The sequence below is a fragment of the Arthrobacter sp. 24S4-2 genome (genome assembly GCF_005280255.1).
Lineage (GTDB): Bacteria > Actinomycetota > Actinomycetes > Actinomycetales > Micrococcaceae > Arthrobacter.
Map to the genome: position 1 here is coordinate 5,014,830 of NZ_CP040018.1, position 20,316 is coordinate 5,035,145.

Here is a 20,316-nt window from a genome sequence, read left to right on the forward strand (position 1 = left end):
TCGTTCAAAGGGGAGCCCAAGCTGATCCTTGCCGATGGACTCACCGGGAACCTGGACGAGCAGACGGGTAACCACATCATTGAGCTCCTCAGGTCGCTCAGCCGGGACCACAACACCACCATCCTCGTGGTTACTCATGACCGCGCCCTGGCCAACAAGACCGACCCCCGCTTCCGGCTCCAGCAGGGGAAACTAAGCGAGGAAGCAGTGCGCAGTAGGCCTGCAGTAGCCACGCCGGCCATTTTGCCTACGGCAAGCTGAGGGCATCAGAGTTTCGGGCAATTGTGCGGCCCTTCGCAGTTAAGCATGGCCGGTCTGTTTGGCCGGGCAGGGGACTGGCGGGGCGGTGTTGAAATCAAAGACCGGGCCACCGGGACGGGGAGAACGTGGCCTTGGAAGCCGCCGTCTCGTCTTTGGTTGCGTGTCCGCCATCGGGGAAGCTGCCGGCCTACTCCCGGTGGCGGACAGCGCCCCCTCTGCGGCCCCAGGCCTGGTGGGGAGGAATCCACCGCGAACGCCCCTTTCTGCATATCGAGAGCACTTCCACAAGGGCCAAGACCCTCAAAGACCCGAAGGACAGATCGATGATCACCAGCCCCTCCGACCTGGCCCCCACGGTCCCCGTCACCTCCCGTGGCGCTGGAGAAGAAGCTTTCGCGCACATGTCGCGGGACGGATCCCAGGCCATGGCCCAGGCGGTGATCCTCGAACTCTCCGTCAGGATCAGCCGCAGAGTTGTTCTCTTGGAGGCGTCATCCAATGACCCGGCTCGATGCTTCGAGGACATGGCCGCCCTCGCATGGATCCAGCGGACCCTGGAAGACGTGGAAGCCACCCTCATTGGACTCTCTGCAGTACATCGCCGCCGTTCTGCGGCGTTCCAGGGTCCGGGCCCTTCTTCTGCTGGAAACCCGGTTACCTAAGGTTCCGCCGGGGCCGGCCGCCGCCTCGATCACGGCTGCTGTTGGCCATGCCGGCGGCCCTGCCGTTCCTCCTCTGGTCGCCAAGAGCATCTGGCGTGCCCGAAGTACGTATCACCACCATGAGAGTAAGGATTCATGACCATGAACGCAGCACCCTCTTGTCTCGTTGTAGCCGTTCAAACCCGAAAGGAGTTAGACGCCGCCCTGGATGAGGCGGTGGATCTTCTGAAGCCGGCGGCGATGACCGGACACGTCGGCATCTCCGTGACGCGGCTGGCCCTGGGGCGCTATGAGGCGCGTCTGAACAGCGACGTCCCGCCGCGCATGACCATCGAAAGATGGGCGAGTGATCCGCGATGAGCGAGCATCAGGGAGGTGTGCCCGGTGCGCCGGCCAGTAACGGTTTTAATATGGCGCCCGGGCCCCCAATCCAATGGCCGGATCGGTCCCGCTCCCGGGTCCAGGGCTTAGAAGCAGTGCATACAAAAGGGACAGCCCATGCCAATGGAGCCGTTTTCCACTCAAGAATTGACCGCTGCCCCAGGCCGGACGGACCGGGTGCCCGGCGCAGCACGTGCCGATGCTCCGCAAGGGGTCGGCCCGTCACGAACAATGGAACAGGATCCGGCGCTAACGGTCCTGGCTCGTTGATCTGGGCAAAGGCAGCGGCGGTGAACCTCGCCGAGCGATAGCTGGAACGCCTGTAACAGTTCTTCCGTTCTGTGATGTCTGTCGGGTCTTGGCTCTATGTTGGGGTTTATGCCGGTTGAGTTCCTCACTGATGTCCAGGCCGCGGCCTATTCTCGTTTCACACAGCCGCCGTCATTGGCGGAGTTGGAACGGTTCTTTTTCCTCGACGACACGGACATGGCGCTGGTGAACAAGCGGCGCGGAGACTACAACCGGTTGGGCTTCAGCCTTCAGCTGGGCACAGCGCGTCTGCTCGGTTCGTTCCTGGCGGATCCGTTGGACGTGCCGACTGAGGCGGTCGATTTCCTCGCCGAGCAGTTGGGGGTGGCTGACCCGTCATGTCTGAAGGCGTACGGGGAGCGGGAGAAGACCCGGCTGGAGCACCAGTGGGAGATCGCCCGCGAGTTCGGGTACCGCGACTTCCCAGCCGTCGAGGCTGAGCTGGTGCGGTGGGTGGATGACCGGGCGTGGAACACCGGGGATGGTCCGAAAGCGCTGTTCGAGGGGCGGTGGTGTGGCTTCGGGAACGGCGGGTCCTGCTGCCAGGGGTGACTATTCTCGCGCGACTGATCGCACGGGTCCGTGACGAGGCGATGCAGCGGTTGTGGGACGTGATGGCCTCGATGCTGACGGCCGAGCAAGCCCGGCTGGTGGAGCGTCTGCTGGAGGTTCCCGAGGGTGCGCGGGTTTCGGATCTGGAGCGGTTGCGGAAGGCGCCGCGGCCGCCGTCCGGGCGGAACATGGTCAAGTCCTTGGATCGGGTGGCTGAGGTGGCTGGGTTGGGGGTGGGGCGTTGGGCCTGGACGCGGTGCCGCATCGGCGGGTGGTGGAGCTGGCCCGGTGGGGCATCTCGGGGACCGCCACGGCGCTGCGCCGTCATCGGCGTTCCCGCAAACTCGCCACCATGCTCGCCACTGTGGTGTATTTGGAGGCCAAAGCGACTGATGACACCCTGGAAATGTTCGATGTCCTGATGACCACCGATCTGCTCGCTCGGGCGGAGCGGGAGTCCAAGACGGAGAAGCTGCGACGCTACCCGCGGTTGTCCAAGGACGCCGCGAAGTGCGCCGCCGCGGTGGAGGTGATGCTGGCTTCCACCGAATGGGGCGAGGAGATCACCATCGAGTTGCTGTGGGACGCGATCGAAAGCGTGGTCTCGCGCGCCGAGCTCCGCACCGCGGTGACCAACCTGAGCGACGTCATCCCCCGCCGGACGCCGACCCGAACGGGGACTGGCGGGCCACACTGGTGACCCGGTTCGCCGCGGTGCGGGGATTCCTGCCGCTGCTCACCGAGGTAGTCGCATTCGGGGCTACGGCCGAGTCCACACCGGTGCTCGACGCGATGCGTGCCTTGCCTGCGTTACTCGCGGCCAAGGCGAGCAAGCGTGTACCGGCCGGGTTCCTCGATGCACGGCTGGTTGCGGTGGACCTGGTACCGGCAGGGTGGTGGCGGCCGCTGGTGTTCCGGCCCGGACGTCCCGAAGGCACCGTCGACAGGGCAGGGTACGTGTTCTGTGTGCTGGAGCAGTTCCACCGGCACCTCAAGCGCCGCGACATCTACGCCGCTGCCTCGACCCGGTGGGCTGACCCTCGGGCACAACTGCTGACCAGGGCAGCGTGGGACGCCGCCTGCGGCCCCGTCCTCAACGACCTTCAGCTTCCCTTGGCCCCCGCCGAGCTATTGGCCAGCCGGGCGGGCGACCTCGACGCGGCCTGGCGCCACGTGGCCGCGGGGTTGGACGGTGACGCCGGGGTCCGCATCGATGACGAGGGGCGCCTGCACGTGAAAAAGGACCCTGCGATCACGGACCCGCCGAGCTTGACCGACTTGCGCAAACGCTGCGAGGCGATGATGCCCCAGGTTGACGTCGGTGAGCAGATCCTGGAGGTAATGACCTGGGAGCCAGATTTCTTCAAGGCGTTCACCGCCGCATCCGGCGGGCAGACCAGGCTGGATGACTTGCAGGTCACGATCGCGGCAGCGTTGACCGCGCAAGCGCTCAACGTCGGTTTCACCCCAGTCATCTCCGGGGCCCAGGCCCTGACCCGCAGCCGGATCAGTCATGTGGACCAGAACTACCTGCGGGCGGAGAGCTACGCCGCAGCCAACGCCTCTCTGATCACTGGTCAAGCTGAGGTGGCGCTGGCTCAGGCATGGGGCGGCGGGCTGGTCGCCGCGGTCGACGGGATCCGGTTCGTCGTCCCGGTACGCAGCGTCGACGCCCGCCCGAACCCGAAATACTTCGGTCGGGGCCGCGGCGTGACCTGGCTCAACATGGTCAATGACCAGTCGGTGGGCCTGGCCGGGCGGGTCGTGTCCGGAACCCCGAAGGATACCCTGCACTTGGTCGACCTGATCTACAGCCAAGACGGCGGCCGCCGACCGGATGTGATCATCACCGACTCCGGGTCTTACAGTGACATTATCTTCGGGCTACTTCAACTCCTGGGCTTTGACTACCGGCCGCAGCTGGCCGACCTGCCTGACGCGAAGCTGTGGCGGACTGATCCGGACGCCGATTACGGACCGCTCAACAGCGCCGGCCGCGGCAGGATTGACCTGACACGAATTGACCGGCACTGGCCAGAGATCCTGCGGGTGGTCGCTTCCATCCACACCGGTGCGGTCAGCGCCTACGACGTCATCCGGATGCTGCAACGCGATGGCCGCCCCACGCCGCTCGGGGACGCCTTCGCGCACTACGGGCGGATCTTCAAGACACTGCACGTTCTTCGTGTCGTCCAGGACGAGTCATACCGGCGCGAGATCAAGGGCATGCGCAACCTCCAGGAAGGCCGCCATGACCTGGGCCGGCACCTCTTCCACGGACGCAAGGGCGAACTGCGCCACGGCTACCGAGAGGGCATGGAAGACCAGCTCGGCGCGCTCGGACTGGTTCTGAACTGCATCACCCTTTGGAACACCGTCTACCTCGACCGTGTCCTGGACGCCTTGCGAGCGACCGGCTATCCCGTGCTCGACGCCGACGTCGCCCGGCTTTCGCCCTACATGCGCAAACACATCAACGTCCACGGCCACTACTCATTTTTACTACCCGAGCTCCTCAACGGCAGACGACCGCTGCGCGATCCAGTCGCCGCCACTGCCGAGGAAGACTAACCCCTGCCGGGGATGGTGGGAGTCGTTAGCCCTGGGCGCTGATCCAGTGCTGAGCTTCGATGGTGGCGATGCGTCGGTAGAGGGTTGCTCTGGACATGCCGAGGTCTTTGGCGACTTGGGTTGCCGATTCGCCTCCGTCGATGAGGCGGCGGGCGTTTTCGATTTGGCTGGTGGTGAAGGTGCTTCGTCGGCCGCCGAGATCTCTGCCGGCTGCGCGGCGTTTGCTGACACTGTCTATGATGCGTTCGCGTTTGATGTCGAGTTCCATTTGCGCCAGGGCGGCCATGACGGTGAAGGCCATCGCACCCATGGGGGTTCCGGTATCGACGTCTCCGCCGCCAAGGTTGAGGACGCGCAGGTTGATGTGCCGCCGACGCAGCTCAGTGGCGAGGTTGAGCATGTTGGCTGTGGAGCGTCCGAGCCGGTCCAGTGTTGTGATGGCCAGGGTGTCGCCTTCTTGCAGGGCCTGCAAGGCCAGGTCGAGTGCGGGGCGGTGGGCTCTGGCTCCACTGACGCCGTGATCGGCATAGAGGTCATCGCGGCGGACCCCTGCAGCGATGAGGTCAGTGATTTGCCGGTCTGTGGCTTGCGCCTTGTTGGAAACTCTGGCGTAGCCGATCGTTTTGCTCAATGCCCGGCCCCGTTCGTGTCTTGCAACAGTGGTTGGATACAGACATTCCAACTTGAAGTTGTGATACACGGTAGCAAGATATTTGCGCCAAGTATTTGCTAGGCGCCTGCAGCGCCCGGGTGTCTTGTCGGCGTGTCTTGCATCCGTAGGGATGCGAGACGGTCGAAGTCTCGAATGGTTGCATCCTAAGCATTCTTCTTTCAACAGATCATACGAGTTCGATTCTTATCAGCCTCTCCAAACGCTAGCCTTCTAAGCGGCGCGATTGCGCTCTCGTGCGAATGGAGCTTTCGGATGGCAGTCGATCCAACTGAGCATGGACGTCGCGCCAACGTGTGGCGCTACAGAGAGGGCACAATGTGGGGCCAAGACGAGGTCTGGGTGACCGGGGCTGGCGATGTCATCCCTGTCGAAGACATTCAGCCAGATCATCTGGATCGCATAATCCGTCGCAGCGAGCAGGGCAGCAATGCGGACATTATCGAAGGGACGCCGCTGATGCAACGGCTCCGTGAGCTCGACAACGACGACTCGTAGCGCGCGACGCGCATCCCGATATCAGATGCGCTCAGGACTCTCGTACTGGTGAAGACCGTTATCCGTTTTCACACTAAGGCGACGCGCAGACCGCTCTTGTCGAGTCGCTGGCGACTCACTTAGCCTGAATTTTCCGCGTGGTGCTGGCGCGTCCAGGAGTCCCGGATTGGGTGGGTGTCGTACACGATGTGAAGCCTGAAGATCAGGCCCCGCTCGTCGAGCTCAGCGACATCCACGACGGTGAACGGGGCTGGTGTTCCGTCTGCGAGGACCCAGCCGAAATCGAACCAAAATGCAAGAGTTGAGCCGTCCGGGCTGAGTAGTGTCTTTCGTAGCGAGAGCACGGATTCCGCCGTGTCCGCGAAGAGCATCGGGTAGAACTCGCGTGCTGGCAATTCTCCGTAGAGCGGCGAGTTCACGATCCCATCCGGGGTGAACAGACTGATCACCCGAGCCGCATCGGCGTCGCTGAGCGCTTGTAAGTAGGTCTCGACAAGGGCGTCAGCGGTCGGGGATTTCATCAGACCATTCTGCCGCCTTTGCTCGGAGAACCCGCACGGGTTCCGAGGGTTCAAATCCCTCCGGGCGCACCAGCGAGTGAGGCTTCGAATCCCTCCCTTGGCAATTCCTCGAGCCGTTCGGCGTCCGCTTGGTGCTCGCGCGCGAGCAGTCCAGGCCTTCCTTGGGATGCGATTTGTGCGCAGGCCCGCGACCGGGCTATGTGGTCTCTTGGAGTGCTGCTTCTTGGAGGCCCCGAGCGTTCCGGATGAGGTCAACGCCATCCGGTCCCCACAGAAGACGCATCAGACGAGCCTCGTTCTCGGGATTCTGAATCTCGCGGATGCCCTTCTCGTGCCGGGCGATGATCTCATCCGCTGAATCGATCTGCTCCCGGCTGAGGCCCGCTGCCGCTTGGAGTTTTTCAGGCAGTACCGCGGTCATGACATCGCTCCACTGCTCGTAGACCTCGAAAAGCGCATCGGTGGCCAGCTTGTGCGAAGGATCCCAGTTCTTCTGAGCGACGTCTTTATATTGCGCGATCATGTGGACCCCTGTCTCACGATCTGCGAACACACTCTCCTTGTGCCCGAAGTAGGGCCAGTACTTTTCGTAGAGAGCATCCAGCTCTGCCATGTTCCTGGGGATCTCGGACTCTTCGGCGCCGACGAGACGCAAGTAGGACCCGAGCTCCAGGACGTATTGATCCCGCTCCGCCGGCGTCAGCGGATGAGGCGCCTCGTCGCCGTTCCAGGCCAACTTCTCGTAGGCGCACAGGGTCGCGTGGAGCTCGGTGATCGCCGCCCACATTGCATCGCGCGGTTCGGCAGCCGCGTAGCCGCCGAGCGAAGGATCATCGGGATCGATGACGGGCCCTGTCACGCGACCGTGGATCCTGTGCAGATGAGCGGCCATGTTCTGTGCAGTAGGGGTGTCGCCGAGCCACATCGGAGCATGCATCCCGGAGTTCCGCTGAAAGCGTTCGAAGAAGTCGAACATCGTGAACGTCCCACGTCTGGCTTTCCGGGAGATGGGGTCTAGGTCGCGAATGCCTGCGGTGATCGGTTTGTAGAGGAACTGGGCCGCCGCCTGGGCGGCCGTCTCGAAGACGATCGTCGCGGGATGAAGAAGCACTCGCCAAGCGACCGAGCCCGGCCCGAATACGCCGTAGTCGGGGAAGCCGTTGCTGTCGAGCGATTGGCCCGCGGGGACAACCTCGCCAAACCTGCGCCAGCGCGATGCATTTCCGAGCATGAGCTCTTCAGTCAAAATCGGAATACCCGGCTCTTGTACTTCAACGCGTGCATCCACAGAAAGACTCCTTCGTCGTTCGCAAGTATTAGTTTCCATTTACGTACGAGATTCGTACGTAAACTGGACAGCACACCGACCTGCCCTCCATCGCAAGCTGCTTACGGCTCGCCAGACGGGAGACTCGATAATGGGGGGACGCGACGATTGAGTGGTGAAGTAGTGGAGCAGAAAAAATTGGCTGGACGACCCAGGGACCCAGAAATCCGGAAGAGGGTACTTCTAGCCGCTCAACGCGTCTACGTTCGCGCCGGCTTCAGCGGCATGACCTTCGAAGCTGTGGCCAGAGAAGCTGCCGTGGGTAAGCCTGCAATCTACCGAAGGTGGGCTTCCGCGGAAGCGCTCATGGATGACGTACTGTCGTCCCACGTCCTGGTCCCCGACAGGTCAATGCGAGGTGAGATCAGGCCGGTGTTGCGGGCGATAGCCATGTCTGTATTGCGCCTTGCCCATTCCGAGGAGGGTGCGTTCGTCCTGCGGGTGAGTTCTGAACGAGCCCTGCACCCAAAGTTGTTCGATCAGTATTTTGAAAGACTCCGAAGCGTCATCCACTTCCAGAATCGAGCGCTAATAGTGGAGGCCACGAGTCGGGGTGAGCTCGTGGAGAACTGCAACCCGGACATCCTCATTCAGACAATCACAGGCTCGGTTCTGGTGAGCGCGCTGATGGGCTTCACCGTGGCACCCGACAAGGATGAGGAAGGGGCCGCGCGGTACTGCGACGATCTAGTCGCTCAGATCCTGCGAGGCGTGGCGAGTGACCCGACGAGGCGCTGAGAGCGAGCAGCCTGCGGTCAGTCCTCCCGTGACGGCCGCACGAAAAGGCCCGATCAGCATGAGAATCGGGGGAGCGATGTCTTGTTACCCGTTTTCACACCATGTGCAGTTTCCGTACATAGTGTGTCTTCTTTACATATGCAGGGTTAGCCGTGGCGTGCTTCGCCAGCGTCGGATTGGAACCGGAGGATGATCGGCTCACGGGCGCCGGTGTGAAATTCCCTAAGTGATCCGCGTGTCTCGAAACCCGACTGTCTCGTAACCCATGGCTTCCAAGACAACCCTGTTGGCGGCGCCAGTCCACGTGTTGGATATTGCCGGCCCGATTAACGAACCCTTAGCGCCGGATACTGTTCCGTTGTTCGTGATAGGCCGACTCCTTTGCCGAGCTGGAAGCGGCGTGCGAGGCGTTTATGGAGGATGTGAATTCCAAGGTGCACCGTGCCACCCTGGAGATCCCCAGGGACATGCTGAGACTGATCGAACAGCCCAAGCTGCACCCGGTCCCGGCAGTGCCGGTGACGGCCAGTTTCGGGCAGGTCCGGCAGGTCCCGCCGAACACGCCCATGGTCACCTACGAGCACTCCCGCTACTCCGTCCCGCACACGCTGATGGGGCAGAGGCTCTGGGTGCGCGGCACCGACGCCGAGGTCATCATTGTCCATGTCGGCGAGCAGGGGCCGGTGGAAGTCGCCCGGCACGAACTTACCCGCCCCGGCGTGCCGGCGATCATTGATTCCCATTTCCCTCCTGCTTCCGGCGGGGCCCTGGAACGGGTTATTCGCCCCACGAACAAGGCCGAGGAGGAGTTCCTGGCCTTGGGCGCCGGGGCAGCGCTCTGGCTCAAGGAAGCCGCCGCGGCCGGGACGAATAAGATCCGCCACAAGATGGAACGCGCCGCCACCCTGGCCAAGGTCATGGGCAATGACGTGGTTGACCAGGGCCTCGGCGCGGCCGCCGTGCACCACCGCTTCAGCCACGAGGACCTGGTCTCCATCATCACCAACACCGCCACCGGCCAGCCGCCAAGCACCATCAGCACTACCCGGCACACCGTCACCGATCAAGGCCAGTGGCTGAGTCAGGGCACCAGCGCATGGGCCAACTTCGGCACCGCCAGCACAAATACCAGCGACGATATTGATCTTGAAGGAGCCACCGAATGAGCGCGACAACCCTTGCCGCCAGCCCGCTGGCGGATGTGGAGCACATCATCGCCTTGATGCGCACCACCCGCATGCCGCACGCCCGCGCCGTGGTCGCCGAGGTGTTGGCGACCGCGAAGGCCCAGCGCTGGGACCCCACAGAAGTCATTCGCGTCCTGCTCGAGGCCGAGGCGACCGGCAGGAACCGGTCGATGCTAACCACCCGGCGTAAACGCGCGGGGTTTCCCACCGGGAAAACCTTCGATGTCTGGGACGAGTCCCTCTCCACCCTCCCTGCGGCGACGACCTCGTTCCTGCGGACCCTGGAGTGGGTGCGGCGGCGGGAGAACCTGATCGCGTGCGGGCCCTCCGGGACCGGGAAGACCCTGCTGCTGGAATCCCTGGGCCAGCAGGCCATCGACGAAGGCATGTCCGTGTCGTGGCTGAGCCTGGAGGACCTCGGCGCCCTCGTGCGCCGGCACCGCATCGATGACAGCGTGAACAAAGCCATCACCCGCGTTACCAGCGTGGATTTGATTTGCATCGATGACATCGGACTCCTGCCGGTTTCCGGCGATGCCGCCGAGGGCTTCTACCGCGTCGTGGAGGCCTCCTACGAGAAGCGATCCCTGGCGATCAGCTCGAATATCCACCCCAGCGGCTTTGATGAGCTGATGCCCAAAACCATCGCCACCGCGACCGTGGACCGGCTTATGCACCACGCGCACCTATGCCAAACCAGCGGCGAGTCCGTCCGGCTCATGCAAGCCCAAAACGGGAAAGGAACCCGCCCGATGAACTAACCCGCAACGTGGTCAGGCGCCCCAACCCCAGCATGCCCCAGGCGCCTGACCAGTGTTCAAAAGTACTTGCCGCCACCGGTCAGTCCATTGCAGCCACCGGTCAACGCAAACTGCAGCCAGCGGTCAGTTTAAAGTTGCAGTTGACACTGGTGGTCCCCAAACGAGTTGACACAATCAAACACCCACTGTGCAGAGAAATCCCCGGAGCCTAGATGTTGTTCGTATCTAGGTGTATTAACCACGGACGTTAGGAACGTTCGGCGTGGTTAGGTGACAAAAAGAAGACCTCCGAGTGGAGTGGGGCTTGTCTAGAGTCCGATCCACAAGGAGGTCTTCAATGTCCCATGCTAACGCGCTCCTTACGCCTAAGGGCAGGCTCCGGTTGGCCCGGTGCGTCGTTGATGATGGGTGGCCGCTTCGCCGGGCGGCTGAACGGTTTCAGGTGTCGGTGACGACCGCCTCACGCTGGGCTGGCCGCTACCGGGATCACGGCGAGCACGGGATGAATGACCGTTCCAGCCGGCCCGTCAGGTCCCCGGGCCGGACGTCCGTGCGGCGGGAGCGACGGATCATCGCGATCAGGGTCAACCGCCGGTGGGGACCTGCCAGGATCGGTTACCTGCTCGGTATCCACCCCTCCACGGTGCACCGGGTCCTCTCCAGGTTCGGGCTGGCGAGGCTGTTCCGGCTGGACCGTGCCACGGGCAGGGTGATCCGCCGCTATGAACACCACAGCCCGGAGAGCTGGTCCACGTCGACATCAAAAAACTCGGGCGGATCCCTGAAGGCGGCGGACACCGCACGGTGGGCAGGGCCGCAGGCAACCGGAACAAGACCGGCACCACGGCGAACCGGCGACCGGGCTACGCCTTCCTGCACAACGCGGTCGATGACCACTCACGGCTGGCCTACACCGAGATCCTGGCCGATGAGAAGAAGGAAACCGCGGCCGGGTTCTGGGCGCGCGCCAACGCCTACTTCGAATCCTGCGGAATCACCGTTAGACGGGTCCTGACCGATAACGGCTCCTGCTACCGCTCCCACGCCTTCAAGAACGCCTTGGGACCGGAGATCAAGCACAAACGCACCCGCCCGTACAGGCCGCAGACCAACGGAAAAGTTGAGCGCTACAACCGCACCATGCTCGATGAATGGGCCTACGCCAAACCCTACGCATCAGAGTCCGAGCGTGTTGCCGCTTTCACCGAGTGGCTCCATCATTACAATCATCATCGAGGCCACACCTCACTCAAGGGTCAGCCGCCGGTCAGCCGCGTTACCAACCTCTCGGGTCAATACAGCTAGATGATCGCGGCGCGGAGCTGCTTGGCGGCGAGTGCGGGATCGTCGGCGCTGTAGATCGAACCGCCCACGACGGCGACATCCGCACCGGCGCGCTGCACGGCGCCGATGGTGGAGAGGTTCACGCCGCCGGCCACGGAGAACGGAACGCGGGCTTCCTCGCCGGCGCTGAGCAGCACGTCCAGGTTGTAGCCCGGCTTGGCCTGCTCGTCGAGGCCGGCGTGGAACTCGATGAACTTGGCTCCCAGGGCGCGGGCTTCCTTGGCACGGGTCACCTTGTCCGCCACGCCGATCAGGTCCACCACGATGCCCTTGTTGTGGGCCTTGGCTGCCTTGACCGCTCCGGCAATGGTGGAATCGTCGGCGCTGCCGAGGACGGAGACCAGGTCCGCGCCCGCGCCGAAGGCAATCTCGGCTTCCAGTTCGCCGGCGTCCATGGTCTTCATGTCCGCGAAGACGATCTTGTCCGGGTGGGCAGTCTTGACGGCGGTCACGGCGGACAGTCCGGCGTTCTTCACCAGCGGCGTGCCGAGTTCGATGATGTCCACGTATTCGGCAACTTTGCCGGCGAGTTCGAGGGCGGCTTCGACGGTCAGGACGTCCATGGCGACTTGCAGTTTCACGTTGTGGTCTCTTTTCTGGTTTGGTTTTCTGTTTCGATGGAGCAGGGTTTGGTCGGTGCGGGCTTGGGCTATTCGAGGTTCGCGTGGCGCTGCCAGAGTTCCTCCGCGGCTGCCGCGTCCTCGTCCCAGAGGCTTTGGAACACCGCTTCAGTGGTGGCAAACAGCACCTGTTCGAAGAGACTGCCTGAATACTGCCGGGTCACGGCTGAGCCGTGGTCCGTCTTTTGGGCGGCCGGGATGATTACGACGGCGGCAGCAACTGCCGCGAGCGGGGAACCGGAGCTGGTGGTGTAGGCGGCAACCCGCGCACCCTGTCCGGCCGCAGTTTCCGCCGCCTTAACGACGCCGGCGGTAGTGCCGGAACCGGAAGCCGCGAGCAGCAGGTCGCCGGCGCGGATGGCAGGCGCGGTCGTCTCGCCCACCACGTGTACGGTCAGCCCCAGGTGCATGAGCCGCATGGCCGCCATTTTCAGGACAAGGCCGCTGCGACCGGCGCCGGTCACAAAGATCCTGCCGGCCAGCCTGAGCTCGGTCACCAGGGCCGCGACCTCCGCCGGGTCAACGCGCTGGAACACTTCGCTGATTTCGTCCCGTACAAGCTCCCGGTTGCGGCTGAAAGCCCGGGACGTGTCGGCCAGGGCGGCCGGAACGGTTTCTGCGATGACGCTCATTGGCGGTACCTCCTTCACGAAAGTTGTTACCTACTCATCCTCACCTGCCTGTTGGACGGGTCCAACGCCATGATCGGACGGTTGTTACTACCCAAAGGGATAGGCAGATTCCGGAAAGCCGTAAACTGGGCAGGTGGCAACCCTCACCGATGCACCCGACGCCCATTCCCTGCCGCGGCCGGACCTGCCCAGGCTCGTTGGCGAGGCGCAGCCCCTGCTCGAAGCCATCGCGGCCCTGTCCACCTCCCAGCTGTCCACCATTGCCCAGCGGCTGCGGGAGGCCACCCTCCCCTACCTCGGCAGCAGCGCCCTGGTCATCTTCACCGAGGACTGCACCGGCCGGCCGCAGAAGAAGGCCGGCGACGAGGCAATCATCAGCCGCGTGTCCATCGCCGAACTCGACCACATCCGGGCCCTGCTGCCCGATGGCGGGAGTACGGATGGCGGGAGTACGGCTGGCGGGACTGCAGGTGGCGGGAGCACCGGCACCGGGAGCACCGCCTCCTGGCAGGGCGAAGCCGTGCTCGGAGGCAGCGAACACCAGGTCCTGGCCTTGTCCTCGCCGAGCAACGCACTGCTGGTCCTCGCCGACCCGCAGCCCCTCCCGGACCCGGCCGACCAAGCCGCGGCAGAGGACATGCTGCGCTACCTCTGGACGCTGGCTGCCGAGCGGATCCGGGAGAAGGTGGCCGATGCGCCGCCGTCGTACCTCATTGAATCCCGCGCCGCCTCTGCCGAGCGGGTCAGGGTGACGGCCGAACTGGTGGACCACCACTCCACCACCCTCGAGACCCTGCTCGCTGCACTGCGGTCGCCCGCGCTGGGCGACGATGCTGCCCGGAAGTCGGCCACCGACGTCGCCGCCAAAGCCCTGGTGGGTCTCCGCACGCTCAACGACCGCACCACAGAACTGGTGGAGGAACCCGTCGCCACGGCGTTCCAGCGCCTCCGCGAGGACCTGAGGCCGCTGATGCATTTCAGCGGCATCGACGTGCAGTTCATCGAGCCTCCCGTCAACGGCCGCGCCCTGCCCGGCGAGGTGGCGCACGCGGCCCGGGCGATCGTCCGGGGCTGGTGCTGGCCATGGTGGACCAGGGCGGGGTCCGCAGGGTCCGCACGCAGTGGGATTGCGACGGCGAGAACCTCCTGGTCAACGTCCGCGATGACGGCCCCGGCGAACTGTCCGCGGAAGCACCGAACATGGCCCGCCTCGCCCACCGGGTGGAGGCCCTGGACGGCCGCATGTCGGTCGATGTGATGCCCGGCTGGGGTGCCGACGTCGCCGTCTCCCTGCCGCTCGATCCGCCGGCGCGCCAGGTGGCCGACGTCTCTGAGTGGAAGCTCGGCGAGCGCGAGCTCGAGGTGCTGCAGCTGCTTGCCGCCGGCCAGCGGAACCGGGGCATCGCGGCGAAACTGCACATCAGCGAGAACACCGTGAAGTTCCACCTGCGGAACATCTTCCGGAAGGTGGGCGCCTCCTCCCGGACGGAAGCCATCGCAATGGCCCACAGCAACGGGCTTCGCTGAGCCCGGAACAGGAACACGGCCCGGGTGCCGTAAACAGGATCCGGGAACGAAAGGACTCCACGGAATGGCGATCGAGGTTCGTCCGGCGACGCGGTTCGAGGACGTAAGGACGATGGTTGGACCCAAGCGGTCCGATGCCACCGTGTGCTGGTGCCTGAGCTACCGCATCCCCTCCAAGCAGAACGTGGAGCTGCGCGGCACTGACCGCGGGCAGCTGGTGGAGCAGCTCGTCGGGCAGGACCCGCCGCCCGGGGTGATCGCGTACGACGGCGACGAAGCGGTGGGCTGGGCCGGCGTCCACCCCCGCGCCGACACCAGCTTTGCCCGCAACCGCAAGATCCCCCACGTGGATGACCTGGACGTGTGGTCGGTGCGGTGCATCCGGGTGCGGCCCGGACACCGCGGCGAGGGAATCGCCCATCACCTGCTGCGGGGCAATGTCGACTTTGCCCGCAGCTACGGTGCGCCCGCCCAGTGACGTGCAACGTGCGATAAACCGCTTAACGCAATGCCGGCTCCGTCGCACCTCCCGGCATAGGATCGAAAGTGTGCAACTGACCGAGAGGACGCTACAGGCGGCCTTGTGGCGGGTAAGCAAGCCGCAGAAACTACTTGAGAGTATGGATCATGGCTTCGAAGAATGACCCCGAATCCGACGTCGATGCGGAAGGCGGCCAGCACGGCGGCGTCCAGTCGGTGGACCGGGCCCTCGCGGTCCTGGAGATCCTGGCGCGGGACGGCCATGCGGGCGTGAGCGAAATCGCCGAGGAGATGGGCATCCACAAGTCCACGGTCTCCCGGCTACTGGGCTCGCTGGTAAGCAGGGAAATGGTCCACCAGAACAGCGACCGCGGAAAGTACCAGCTGGGCTTCGGCATCCTGCGGTTGGCCAGCTCCATCCCCGGCAGGCTCAGCCTGGTCCGCGAGGCCCGGCCCGTGTTGGAGAGCCTGGCGGAGGAATTCAAGGAGACGGTGAACCTGGCCGTCCTGCGGTCCAGCTACGCCGTCAACGTGGACCAGGCCATGGGGCCGTCAACGCTGGCCACGTACGACTGGGTGGGCAGCCTGACGCCACTCCATGCCACGTCCAGCGGAAAGGTCCTGCTCGCGGCGCTGTCCGCAGACGACCGGGACCGGATCCTGAAGGAGACCGGGCTCCCGGCCCGGACTCCGCGGACCATCACCAACAGGAACAAGCTCGAAACCCAGCTCCTCGACGTCGCCCGAGACGGCTACGGCGTGGTCCGGGAAGAGTTCGAAATCGGCCTCAACTCGATGTCCGTGCCGATCTACAACCACGTTGGCGCGGTGATGGGTGCGGTCAGCATTTCCGGGCCGGCCTTCCGTTTTGATCCCGAGAAGGAGCCGGGTCTGCTCGAAGCGCTGAAACAGGCAGGACTGCAGATCAGCGCGAAAATGGGCTACACCCGGCGTTAAACGCCAAACTGGTGGTCGAGCTTGTCGACTCGACAAACTCGACCACCAGTCACCGGAAGTAAGCCTCAGGAGCCGGGAACGACGTCCCCTACCTTCTCCTGCACCCAGTCGTGGAAGGCTCCGATGTGGTGCTCGCTCGGCACCAGCACCCCGCCCTTCGCGTAGACCTTCGAGCCCATGGCCGGCTGGCAGCGCTCGCAGGCGTCGAAGTCCTGCTCGTTGACGCGGTGGAAAAGCTCCACCGAGGCGCTGACATCCTTGCCGCTTTCCACAACGCTGGGAAGGTAAAGCCAGTCGCATTCAACGATGGTGTGGTCGGCTGCCATGGGGAACATGCGGTGGATGATCACGTGGTCCGGAACCAGGTTGACGAAGACCGTCGGCTTGATGGTCACTGCGTAGTAGCGCCGGTCCTGGTCCTCCCCCACGCCCGGAATCCGGTCCAGCCCTTCTGAGCCGTCGATGGTGAAGCCTTTGATGTCCTCGCCGAATTCGGCACCGTGGCCGACGAAGTACTGGGCGGCCAGGCCGTCCGCGAATTCAGGCAGCACCTCCGTGAGTTCGGGGTGGATTGTGGCGCAGTGGTAGCACTCCATGAAGTTCTCGATGATGAGCTTCCAGTTGGCCTTGACGTCGTACTTGATCCGGCGGCCCAGGCTGAGGTTGGCAACGTCGTAGCCTTCGATCGCCTTGAGGTCGCCGAGACGCTCCTCGATGGCGCCCATGACTTCCTCTTCGAACGACGGCGGCTCGTCGGCCAGGCACACCCATACGTAGCCCAGGTATTCGCGGATGTGGACCTTCACCAGGCCGTACTCGTCCCGGTCGATGTCCGGCATCTTGGTCAGGTTGGGCGCCGCGATGAGCTTGCCCTCGAAGTCGTAGGTCCATGCGTGGTACGGGCACTGGAACGAGCGTGCCGCTTCGCCCTTTTCTTCCATGCACAGCTTGACGCCGCGGTGCCGGCAGATGTTGTAGAAGCCGCGGATTTGGCCCTTGCGGGTGCGGCTGATCAGCACGCTCTCCCGCCCGATCTGGACGGTCTGCCAGGCGCCTGCCTTGTCCAGGTCCGCGGACCGCACGGCGCAGAACCACATCTGCTCAAAAATGCGCTCCTGCTCGGCCCGGAATACGGCTTCATCCACATACGTGTAGCCCGGCAGGGTGGGGATCAGACTCGGGGCACTTACCTCAACAGACAATTTGTCCTCCTAACGAACAACAGATCAACAAAGCCAGAAATTGTAGGGACGGGGTTTCAGGTACTGATTTCAGGACCGGGTTTTCCGGACACGGGGTTTTAGGACACGGATTTCAGTGCACGGTTTTCAGTGCACGACGCCGGCGGCCCCACGAGTGCGGAGGCGTCCGAACAGGCAGCCTGCTTGCCCACCCGGTCGGCCGGCCGCGCGGGCGGACGGACCGCCACCGGCGCCTGGGCAGGTGCCGGCACCGGTGCCTGGGCAGGTGCCGGCACCGGTGCCGCGAGGCTCCGCCGCCACTTGGTGAACAGCCGCGGCTGGTTCATGCCGAGCACCGCCACCGGGTCATCCCCCCGGTAGTACACCGCAAGGCAGCTGTGGGTGCGGGTGTCGCCCACCTCGATCTCCAGCCGGTCGTAGCCGGCGGAGTGGCCCGCGAACTGCAGCTTGACGCCGTACTGGTCGGACCAGAAATAGTGCGGCTTGTGCGGCTTCTGCGCGGCGCCAGGGTCCAGCAGCGCCTCGACGGCCAGCGCCGCCCGTTCCAGGGCGCCGGTCCAGTGCTCGATCCGGCGGTGCGCGCCGGCGGACTCGTCGAACCAGGCGGCGCAGTCCCCCACCGCCACGATTCCAGGGAGCCCGGTGCGGCCCATCGCGTCACACACGACGCCGCCGCGGAGCTCCAGGCCCGAACCTTCCAGCCAGCCGGTGTTCGGCTCGGCTCCAATGCCAACCACCACCACATCGGCGGCCACGTAGCGTCCGCAACCCAGCCGCATTCCGGTGACGTTGCCTTCGCCGCTGTAGAAGTCCTCGATGGTTGCCGATGAAATGAGTTCCACGCCGTTGGCTGCGTGGAGTCCGGCGACGACACCGCCCATCTCCGTGCCGAGCTGGGCGGCGAACGGTACGGGCTTGGTGTCGATCATGGTGACCTCCATGCCCCGCAACGCCGCGGCGGATGCCACCTCAGCGCCAATGAAGCCGGCGCCAATCACAGCCATCCTGCTTCCGGGCACCAGCTCGGGGCCAGGCTCTGCGCATCCGCGAGCGTGCGCAGCGTGAACACATTGCTCAGCCCGGCCAGCGTAGGGAGCTGCCGCGCCTTCGCGCCGGTGGCAATCACAATCCCGTCAGCCTGCACAGTGCGGCCGTCCTTCAGGAGGATGGTCCGGGAGGAGGCATCCAGGGACACAGCTTCGGCGCCGAGCAGCCAGTCAGCCTGCAGCTCGTCCGCGTCGGCCTCCAGGAATAGGTCATCCGCCGTGACCGTACCGAGCAGGAAGTCCTTGGACAGCGGCGGCCGGTCGTACGGGCGGTGCGGTTCATCGCCAATGATGACCAGCCGCCCGGTGAAACCTTGGGCGCGGGCCGCCCGGGCGGCGGAAAGCCCCGCCAGGGAGGCTCCCACAATCGCAAGCGTCTGCATCTCGGACCCTCTTTCAATTGCTTCTTACGCAACAACAATCGCTATATGCAACAGCGTGATCTATGCCACGGCCGCTGTCAAGGGTGCTTCCCGGGAGAAGTCAAGGTACCGAAACAGAGAAGAAAACCCTTGACAAGCACTGTGACCTAAAGCACTCTGTTGCATATTGCGATTGCTGTTGTTTAGTACGGAACTCCATCCAGTGATCGTCCCACAGCCAAGGATCCCCGAAACAAAGAAGAGGTCCCTCCATGCACAAGGCATGCCCGCTCAGCGAACTTGCGCCCGGGGAAGCGCTGCGGCTCGATACGTCGCCGCCCATCGCCGTCTTCCATACCGAGGAGGGCGAGCTCTTCGCCCTTGACGACACATGCACCCACCAGGATGCATCCCTGGCGGACGGCTGGGTGGAGGACTGCTGGGTCGAGTGCCCGCTCCACGCGTCAAAGTTCAACCTGCGCACGGGAAGCGTCGACGCCCCGCCGGCCAAGCTGCCGGTCCGCTCCCACCAAGTCACAGTGATCGATGGCGACATCATGATCACCGAATCCGAAGAGGTTCCCAACCTCCCCCAGGCCTGACAGTGGACGGCCACGTCTAGCACCAGCCCATGAAGCCGGACAAAGGGTCGCTGCCCTGGTGTTGAAACGAGCAGCGACGCCATCAAAGCCAACGGCAGCAACTAGGAGAGCAACCGTGACCACAATCATTGAAAGCCGCCCCATCGGCGCCGCCACCGGACCAGCGACGGCCGTATCGGGCGCCGCGACGACCATCGCCAAGACCCGCGCGGTGAATTTCGTGCTCACCCTGGCCTGCCCCGAGCGGCCCGGCATCGTCCGGGCGGTCACCGCCTTCCTGGCCGACCGCGGCTTCGACATCGTGGAGCATCAGCAGTTTGATGACCACGTCAGCGGCAAGCTTTACCTGCGTACAGCCTTCACCGGAGGCTCTTCCGGTGAAGGTGACCGGGCCCGTCGGGAGCACGGCAAGGTCGCAGAGGGCCTCAGCGCCGAGTTTGGGCCTACGGCCGAGGAATTCGGCATGGATTTCACCATCCACGACGGCAGACCGCAGCGACTCCTGGTGATGGTCTCGAAGTTCGGGCACTGCCTCAATGACCTTATCTTCCGCTCGCAGGCGGGCAGCCTTGGCGCGGAAATCGCCGTCGTGGTTTCCAACCATGAAGACCTGCGCTCCATGGCCGAAACCGCCGGACTGCCCTTTATCCATGTTCCGGTGACGCCCGGCACAAAGCCCGAGGCCGAGGCGCAGCTCCTAAAGCTCGTGGCCGAGTACGACGTGGACTTGGTGGTCCTGGCCCGCTACATGCAGGTGCTGTCCAACGATCTGTGCACCCAGCTGCGCGGCCGGGCCATCAACATCCACCATTCTTTCCTGCCCGGCTTCAAGGGCGCCAAGCCGTACCACCAGGCCTACGACCGCGGGGTGAAACTGGTCGGTGCCACGGCCCATTACGTCACGCCGGACCTGGACGAGGGACCCATCATCGAGCAGGAGGTCTTCCGGGTGGACCACAGCCTCGATCCCGATGCTTTGGTGACTGTGGGGCGGGACGCCGAATCGCAGGCCCTGTCCCGGGCGGTCAAGTGGCATTGCCAGCACCGCGTCCTGCTCAACAACACCCGCACCGTCGTATTCCGCTAATTTTTCCGCAAACGCGAAC

19 protein-coding genes, 1 tRNA gene and 5 pseudogenes are annotated in these 20,316 nt (G+C 64.4%); 17 read left to right on the forward strand and 8 right to left on the reverse strand.

Annotated features, from left to right (window positions below; translation table 11 throughout):
* Positions 1–12: 12 nt before the first annotated feature.
* From FCN77_RS23310 to FCN77_RS26455, 6 genes and pseudogenes are all read left to right on the forward strand, one after another.
* Positions 13–261 (forward strand): annotated as a pseudogene (locus FCN77_RS23310) (ABC transporter ATP-binding protein); the annotation flags it as partial.
* A gap of 323 nt (positions 262–584) precedes the next feature.
* A complete protein-coding gene (locus FCN77_RS23315; protein ID WP_137324190.1) occupies positions 585–923 on the forward strand; it encodes a hypothetical protein in 339 nt (112 codons plus the stop codon).
* A 135-nt stretch (positions 924–1,058) separates the two neighbouring features.
* Complete coding sequence (locus tag FCN77_RS23320; protein ID WP_137324191.1) at positions 1,059–1,283, forward strand: hypothetical protein; 225 nt, start codon at positions 1,059–1,061, stop codon at positions 1,281–1,283.
* Positions 1,284–1,682: 399 nt separating this feature from the next.
* On the forward strand, positions 1,683–2,165 hold the full coding sequence (locus FCN77_RS26445; protein WP_217496194.1) for a DUF4158 domain-containing protein: 483 nt from the start codon (positions 1,683–1,685) through the stop codon (positions 2,163–2,165).
* A gap of 256 nt (positions 2,166–2,421) precedes the next feature.
* Entirely contained in the window at positions 2,422–2,865 is a 444-nt protein-coding gene (locus FCN77_RS26450; protein WP_217496195.1) for a hypothetical protein, read from the forward strand.
* Complete coding sequence (locus FCN77_RS26455) at positions 2,862–4,736, forward strand: Tn3 family transposase (RefSeq protein WP_217496196.1); 1,875 nt, start codon at positions 2,862–2,864, stop codon at positions 4,734–4,736. The genes FCN77_RS26450 and FCN77_RS26455 overlap by 4 nt, the downstream gene beginning before the upstream one ends.
* 25 nt (positions 4,737–4,761) lie before the next feature.
* Here the strand turns inward: FCN77_RS26455 and FCN77_RS23330 are convergent, their stop codons facing one another.
* A complete protein-coding gene (locus tag FCN77_RS23330) occupies positions 4,762–5,367 on the reverse strand; it encodes a recombinase family protein (RefSeq protein ID WP_137324192.1) in 606 nt (201 codons plus the stop codon).
* 294 nt (positions 5,368–5,661) lie between these two features.
* On the opposite strand from FCN77_RS23330, the gene FCN77_RS23335 reads away from it, so the two are divergent.
* Complete coding sequence (locus FCN77_RS23335) at positions 5,662–5,904, forward strand: hypothetical protein (protein ID WP_137324193.1); 243 nt, start codon at positions 5,662–5,664, stop codon at positions 5,902–5,904.
* 119 nt (positions 5,905–6,023) lie between these two features.
* On the opposite strand, the gene FCN77_RS23340 is transcribed toward FCN77_RS23335, so the two are convergent.
* Positions 6,024–6,425 (reverse strand): nuclear transport factor 2 family protein, encoded by a 402-nt coding sequence (locus tag FCN77_RS23340; protein ID WP_137324194.1) that lies wholly within the window; start codon positions 6,423–6,425, stop codon positions 6,024–6,026.
* Here FCN77_RS23340 and FCN77_RS26130 point away from each other — a divergent pair.
* A tRNA-OTHER gene (locus tag FCN77_RS26130) sits at positions 6,377–6,497 on the forward strand. The two genes, FCN77_RS23340 and FCN77_RS26130, sit on opposite strands and share 49 nt — an antisense overlap.
* A gap of 124 nt (positions 6,498–6,621) precedes the next feature.
* Here the strand turns inward: FCN77_RS26130 and FCN77_RS23345 are convergent.
* A complete protein-coding gene (locus FCN77_RS23345) occupies positions 6,622–7,713 on the reverse strand; it encodes an oxygenase MpaB family protein (protein ID WP_175417369.1) in 1,092 nt (363 codons plus the stop codon).
* Between the two features lie 162 nt (positions 7,714–7,875).
* On the opposite strand from FCN77_RS23345, the gene FCN77_RS26135 reads away from it, so the two are divergent.
* From FCN77_RS26135 to FCN77_RS23365, 4 genes and pseudogenes are all read left to right on the forward strand, one after another.
* Positions 7,876–8,490: a TetR/AcrR family transcriptional regulator gene (locus FCN77_RS26135; protein WP_175417370.1), complete on the forward strand. Its 615-nt coding sequence runs from the start codon at positions 7,876–7,878 to the stop codon at positions 8,488–8,490.
* 422 nt (positions 8,491–8,912) lie between these two features.
* Positions 8,913–9,656: a hypothetical protein gene (locus tag FCN77_RS23355; protein WP_137324197.1), complete on the forward strand. Its 744-nt coding sequence runs from the start codon at positions 8,913–8,915 to the stop codon at positions 9,654–9,656.
* A complete protein-coding gene (locus FCN77_RS23360) occupies positions 9,653–10,438 on the forward strand; it encodes an ATP-binding protein (protein ID WP_137321461.1) in 786 nt (261 codons plus the stop codon). The genes FCN77_RS23355 and FCN77_RS23360 overlap by 4 nt, the downstream gene beginning before the upstream one ends.
* A 337-nt stretch (positions 10,439–10,775) precedes the next feature.
* A pseudogene (locus FCN77_RS23365) lies at positions 10,776–11,743 on the forward strand (IS481 family transposase).
* Here the strand turns inward: FCN77_RS23365 and hxlA are convergent.
* Both hxlA and hxlB read right to left on the reverse strand, forming a co-directional pair.
* Positions 11,740–12,363, reverse strand: coding sequence for a 3-hexulose-6-phosphate synthase (hxlA, locus tag FCN77_RS23370; protein WP_137324198.1), 624 nt, complete (start codon positions 12,361–12,363; stop codon positions 11,740–11,742). The pseudogene FCN77_RS23365 and the gene hxlA overlap by 4 nt on opposite strands.
* A gap of 68 nt (positions 12,364–12,431) precedes the next feature.
* Positions 12,432–13,034 carry a 6-phospho-3-hexuloisomerase gene (hxlB, locus tag FCN77_RS23375; protein ID WP_137324199.1) on the reverse strand — a complete coding sequence of 201 codons (603 nt, stop codon included), beginning with the start codon at positions 13,032–13,034 and terminating at the stop codon, positions 12,432–12,434.
* 184 nt (positions 13,035–13,218) lie between these two features.
* Between hxlB and FCN77_RS23380 the strand changes: the two are divergent.
* From FCN77_RS23380 to FCN77_RS23390, 3 genes and pseudogenes are all read left to right on the forward strand, one after another.
* Positions 13,219–14,561, forward strand: a pseudogene (locus FCN77_RS23380) (LuxR C-terminal-related transcriptional regulator).
* A 64-nt stretch (positions 14,562–14,625) separates the two neighbouring features.
* Positions 14,626–15,033, forward strand: a pseudogene (locus FCN77_RS23385) (GNAT family N-acetyltransferase); the annotation flags it as partial.
* 155 nt (positions 15,034–15,188) lie between these two features.
* Positions 15,189–15,998, forward strand: coding sequence for an IclR family transcriptional regulator (locus FCN77_RS23390; RefSeq protein ID WP_137324201.1), 810 nt, complete (start codon positions 15,189–15,191; stop codon positions 15,996–15,998).
* 65 nt (positions 15,999–16,063) lie between these two features.
* Here the strand turns inward: FCN77_RS23390 and FCN77_RS23395 are convergent, their stop codons facing one another.
* The 3 genes from FCN77_RS23395 to FCN77_RS27215 all read right to left on the reverse strand — a co-directional run bounded on the left by FCN77_RS23395 (position 16,064) and on the right by FCN77_RS27215 (position 18,629).
* Positions 16,064–17,200: an aromatic ring-hydroxylating dioxygenase subunit alpha gene (locus FCN77_RS23395; protein WP_137324202.1), complete on the reverse strand. Its 1,137-nt coding sequence runs from the start codon at positions 17,198–17,200 to the stop codon at positions 16,064–16,066.
* 98 nt (positions 17,201–17,298) lie between these two features.
* Positions 17,299–18,204 carry an NAD(P)/FAD-dependent oxidoreductase gene (locus tag FCN77_RS27855; protein ID WP_368074299.1) on the reverse strand — a complete coding sequence of 302 codons (906 nt, stop codon included), beginning with the start codon at positions 18,202–18,204 and terminating at the stop codon, positions 17,299–17,301.
* Positions 18,195–18,629, reverse strand: a complete 435-nt coding sequence (locus FCN77_RS27215) for an FAD-dependent oxidoreductase (RefSeq protein WP_254678718.1) — start codon at positions 18,627–18,629, stop codon at positions 18,195–18,197. Before FCN77_RS27215 ends, FCN77_RS27855 begins: the two co-directional genes overlap by 10 nt.
* 251 nt (positions 18,630–18,880) lie before the next feature.
* On the opposite strand from FCN77_RS27215, the pseudogene FCN77_RS23405 reads away from it, so the two are divergent.
* Together FCN77_RS23405 and purU are read left to right on the forward strand one after the other, a co-directional pair.
* A pseudogene (locus FCN77_RS23405) lies at positions 18,881–19,230 on the forward strand (bifunctional 3-phenylpropionate/cinnamic acid dioxygenase ferredoxin subunit).
* Positions 19,231–19,325: 95 nt separating this feature from the next.
* A complete protein-coding gene (gene purU, locus FCN77_RS23410) occupies positions 19,326–20,297 on the forward strand; it encodes a formyltetrahydrofolate deformylase (RefSeq protein WP_137324204.1) in 972 nt (323 codons plus the stop codon).
* Positions 20,298–20,316 lie beyond the last annotated feature (19 nt).

What these genes read in the sequence shown, in the direction of transcription:
- FCN77_RS23360 (WP_137321461.1), top strand. Translation starts at nt 9,653, where the DNA reads ATGAGCGCGACAACCCTTGCCGCCAGCCCGCTGGCGGATGTGGAGCAC.
- FCN77_RS23320 (WP_137324191.1), top strand. Translation starts at nt 1,059, where the DNA reads ATGACCATGAACGCAGCACCCTCTTGTCTCGTTGTAGCCGTTCAAACC.
- FCN77_RS23335 (WP_137324193.1), top strand. Translation starts at nt 5,662, where the DNA reads ATGGCAGTCGATCCAACTGAGCATGGACGTCGCGCCAACGTGTGGCGC.
- FCN77_RS23340 (WP_137324194.1), bottom strand. Translation starts at nt 6,425, where the DNA reads ATGAAATCCCCGACCGCTGACGCCCTTGTCGAGACCTACTTACAAGCG.
- FCN77_RS27855 (WP_368074299.1), bottom strand. Translation starts at nt 18,204, where the DNA reads ATGGCTGTGATTGGCGCCGGCTTCATTGGCGCTGAGGTGGCATCCGCC.
- FCN77_RS23315 (WP_137324190.1), top strand. Translation starts at nt 585, where the DNA reads ATGATCACCAGCCCCTCCGACCTGGCCCCCACGGTCCCCGTCACCTCC.
- hxlB (WP_137324199.1), bottom strand. Translation starts at nt 13,034, where the DNA reads ATGAGCGTCATCGCAGAAACCGTTCCGGCCGCCCTGGCCGACACGTCC.
- FCN77_RS23390 (WP_137324201.1), top strand. Translation starts at nt 15,189, where the DNA reads ATGGCTTCGAAGAATGACCCCGAATCCGACGTCGATGCGGAAGGCGGC.
- FCN77_RS26445 (WP_217496194.1), top strand. Translation starts at nt 1,683, where the DNA reads ATGCCGGTTGAGTTCCTCACTGATGTCCAGGCCGCGGCCTATTCTCGT.
- FCN77_RS27215 (WP_254678718.1), bottom strand. Translation starts at nt 18,629, where the DNA reads ATGCAGACGCTTGCGATTGTGGGAGCCTCCCTGGCGGGGCTTTCCGCC.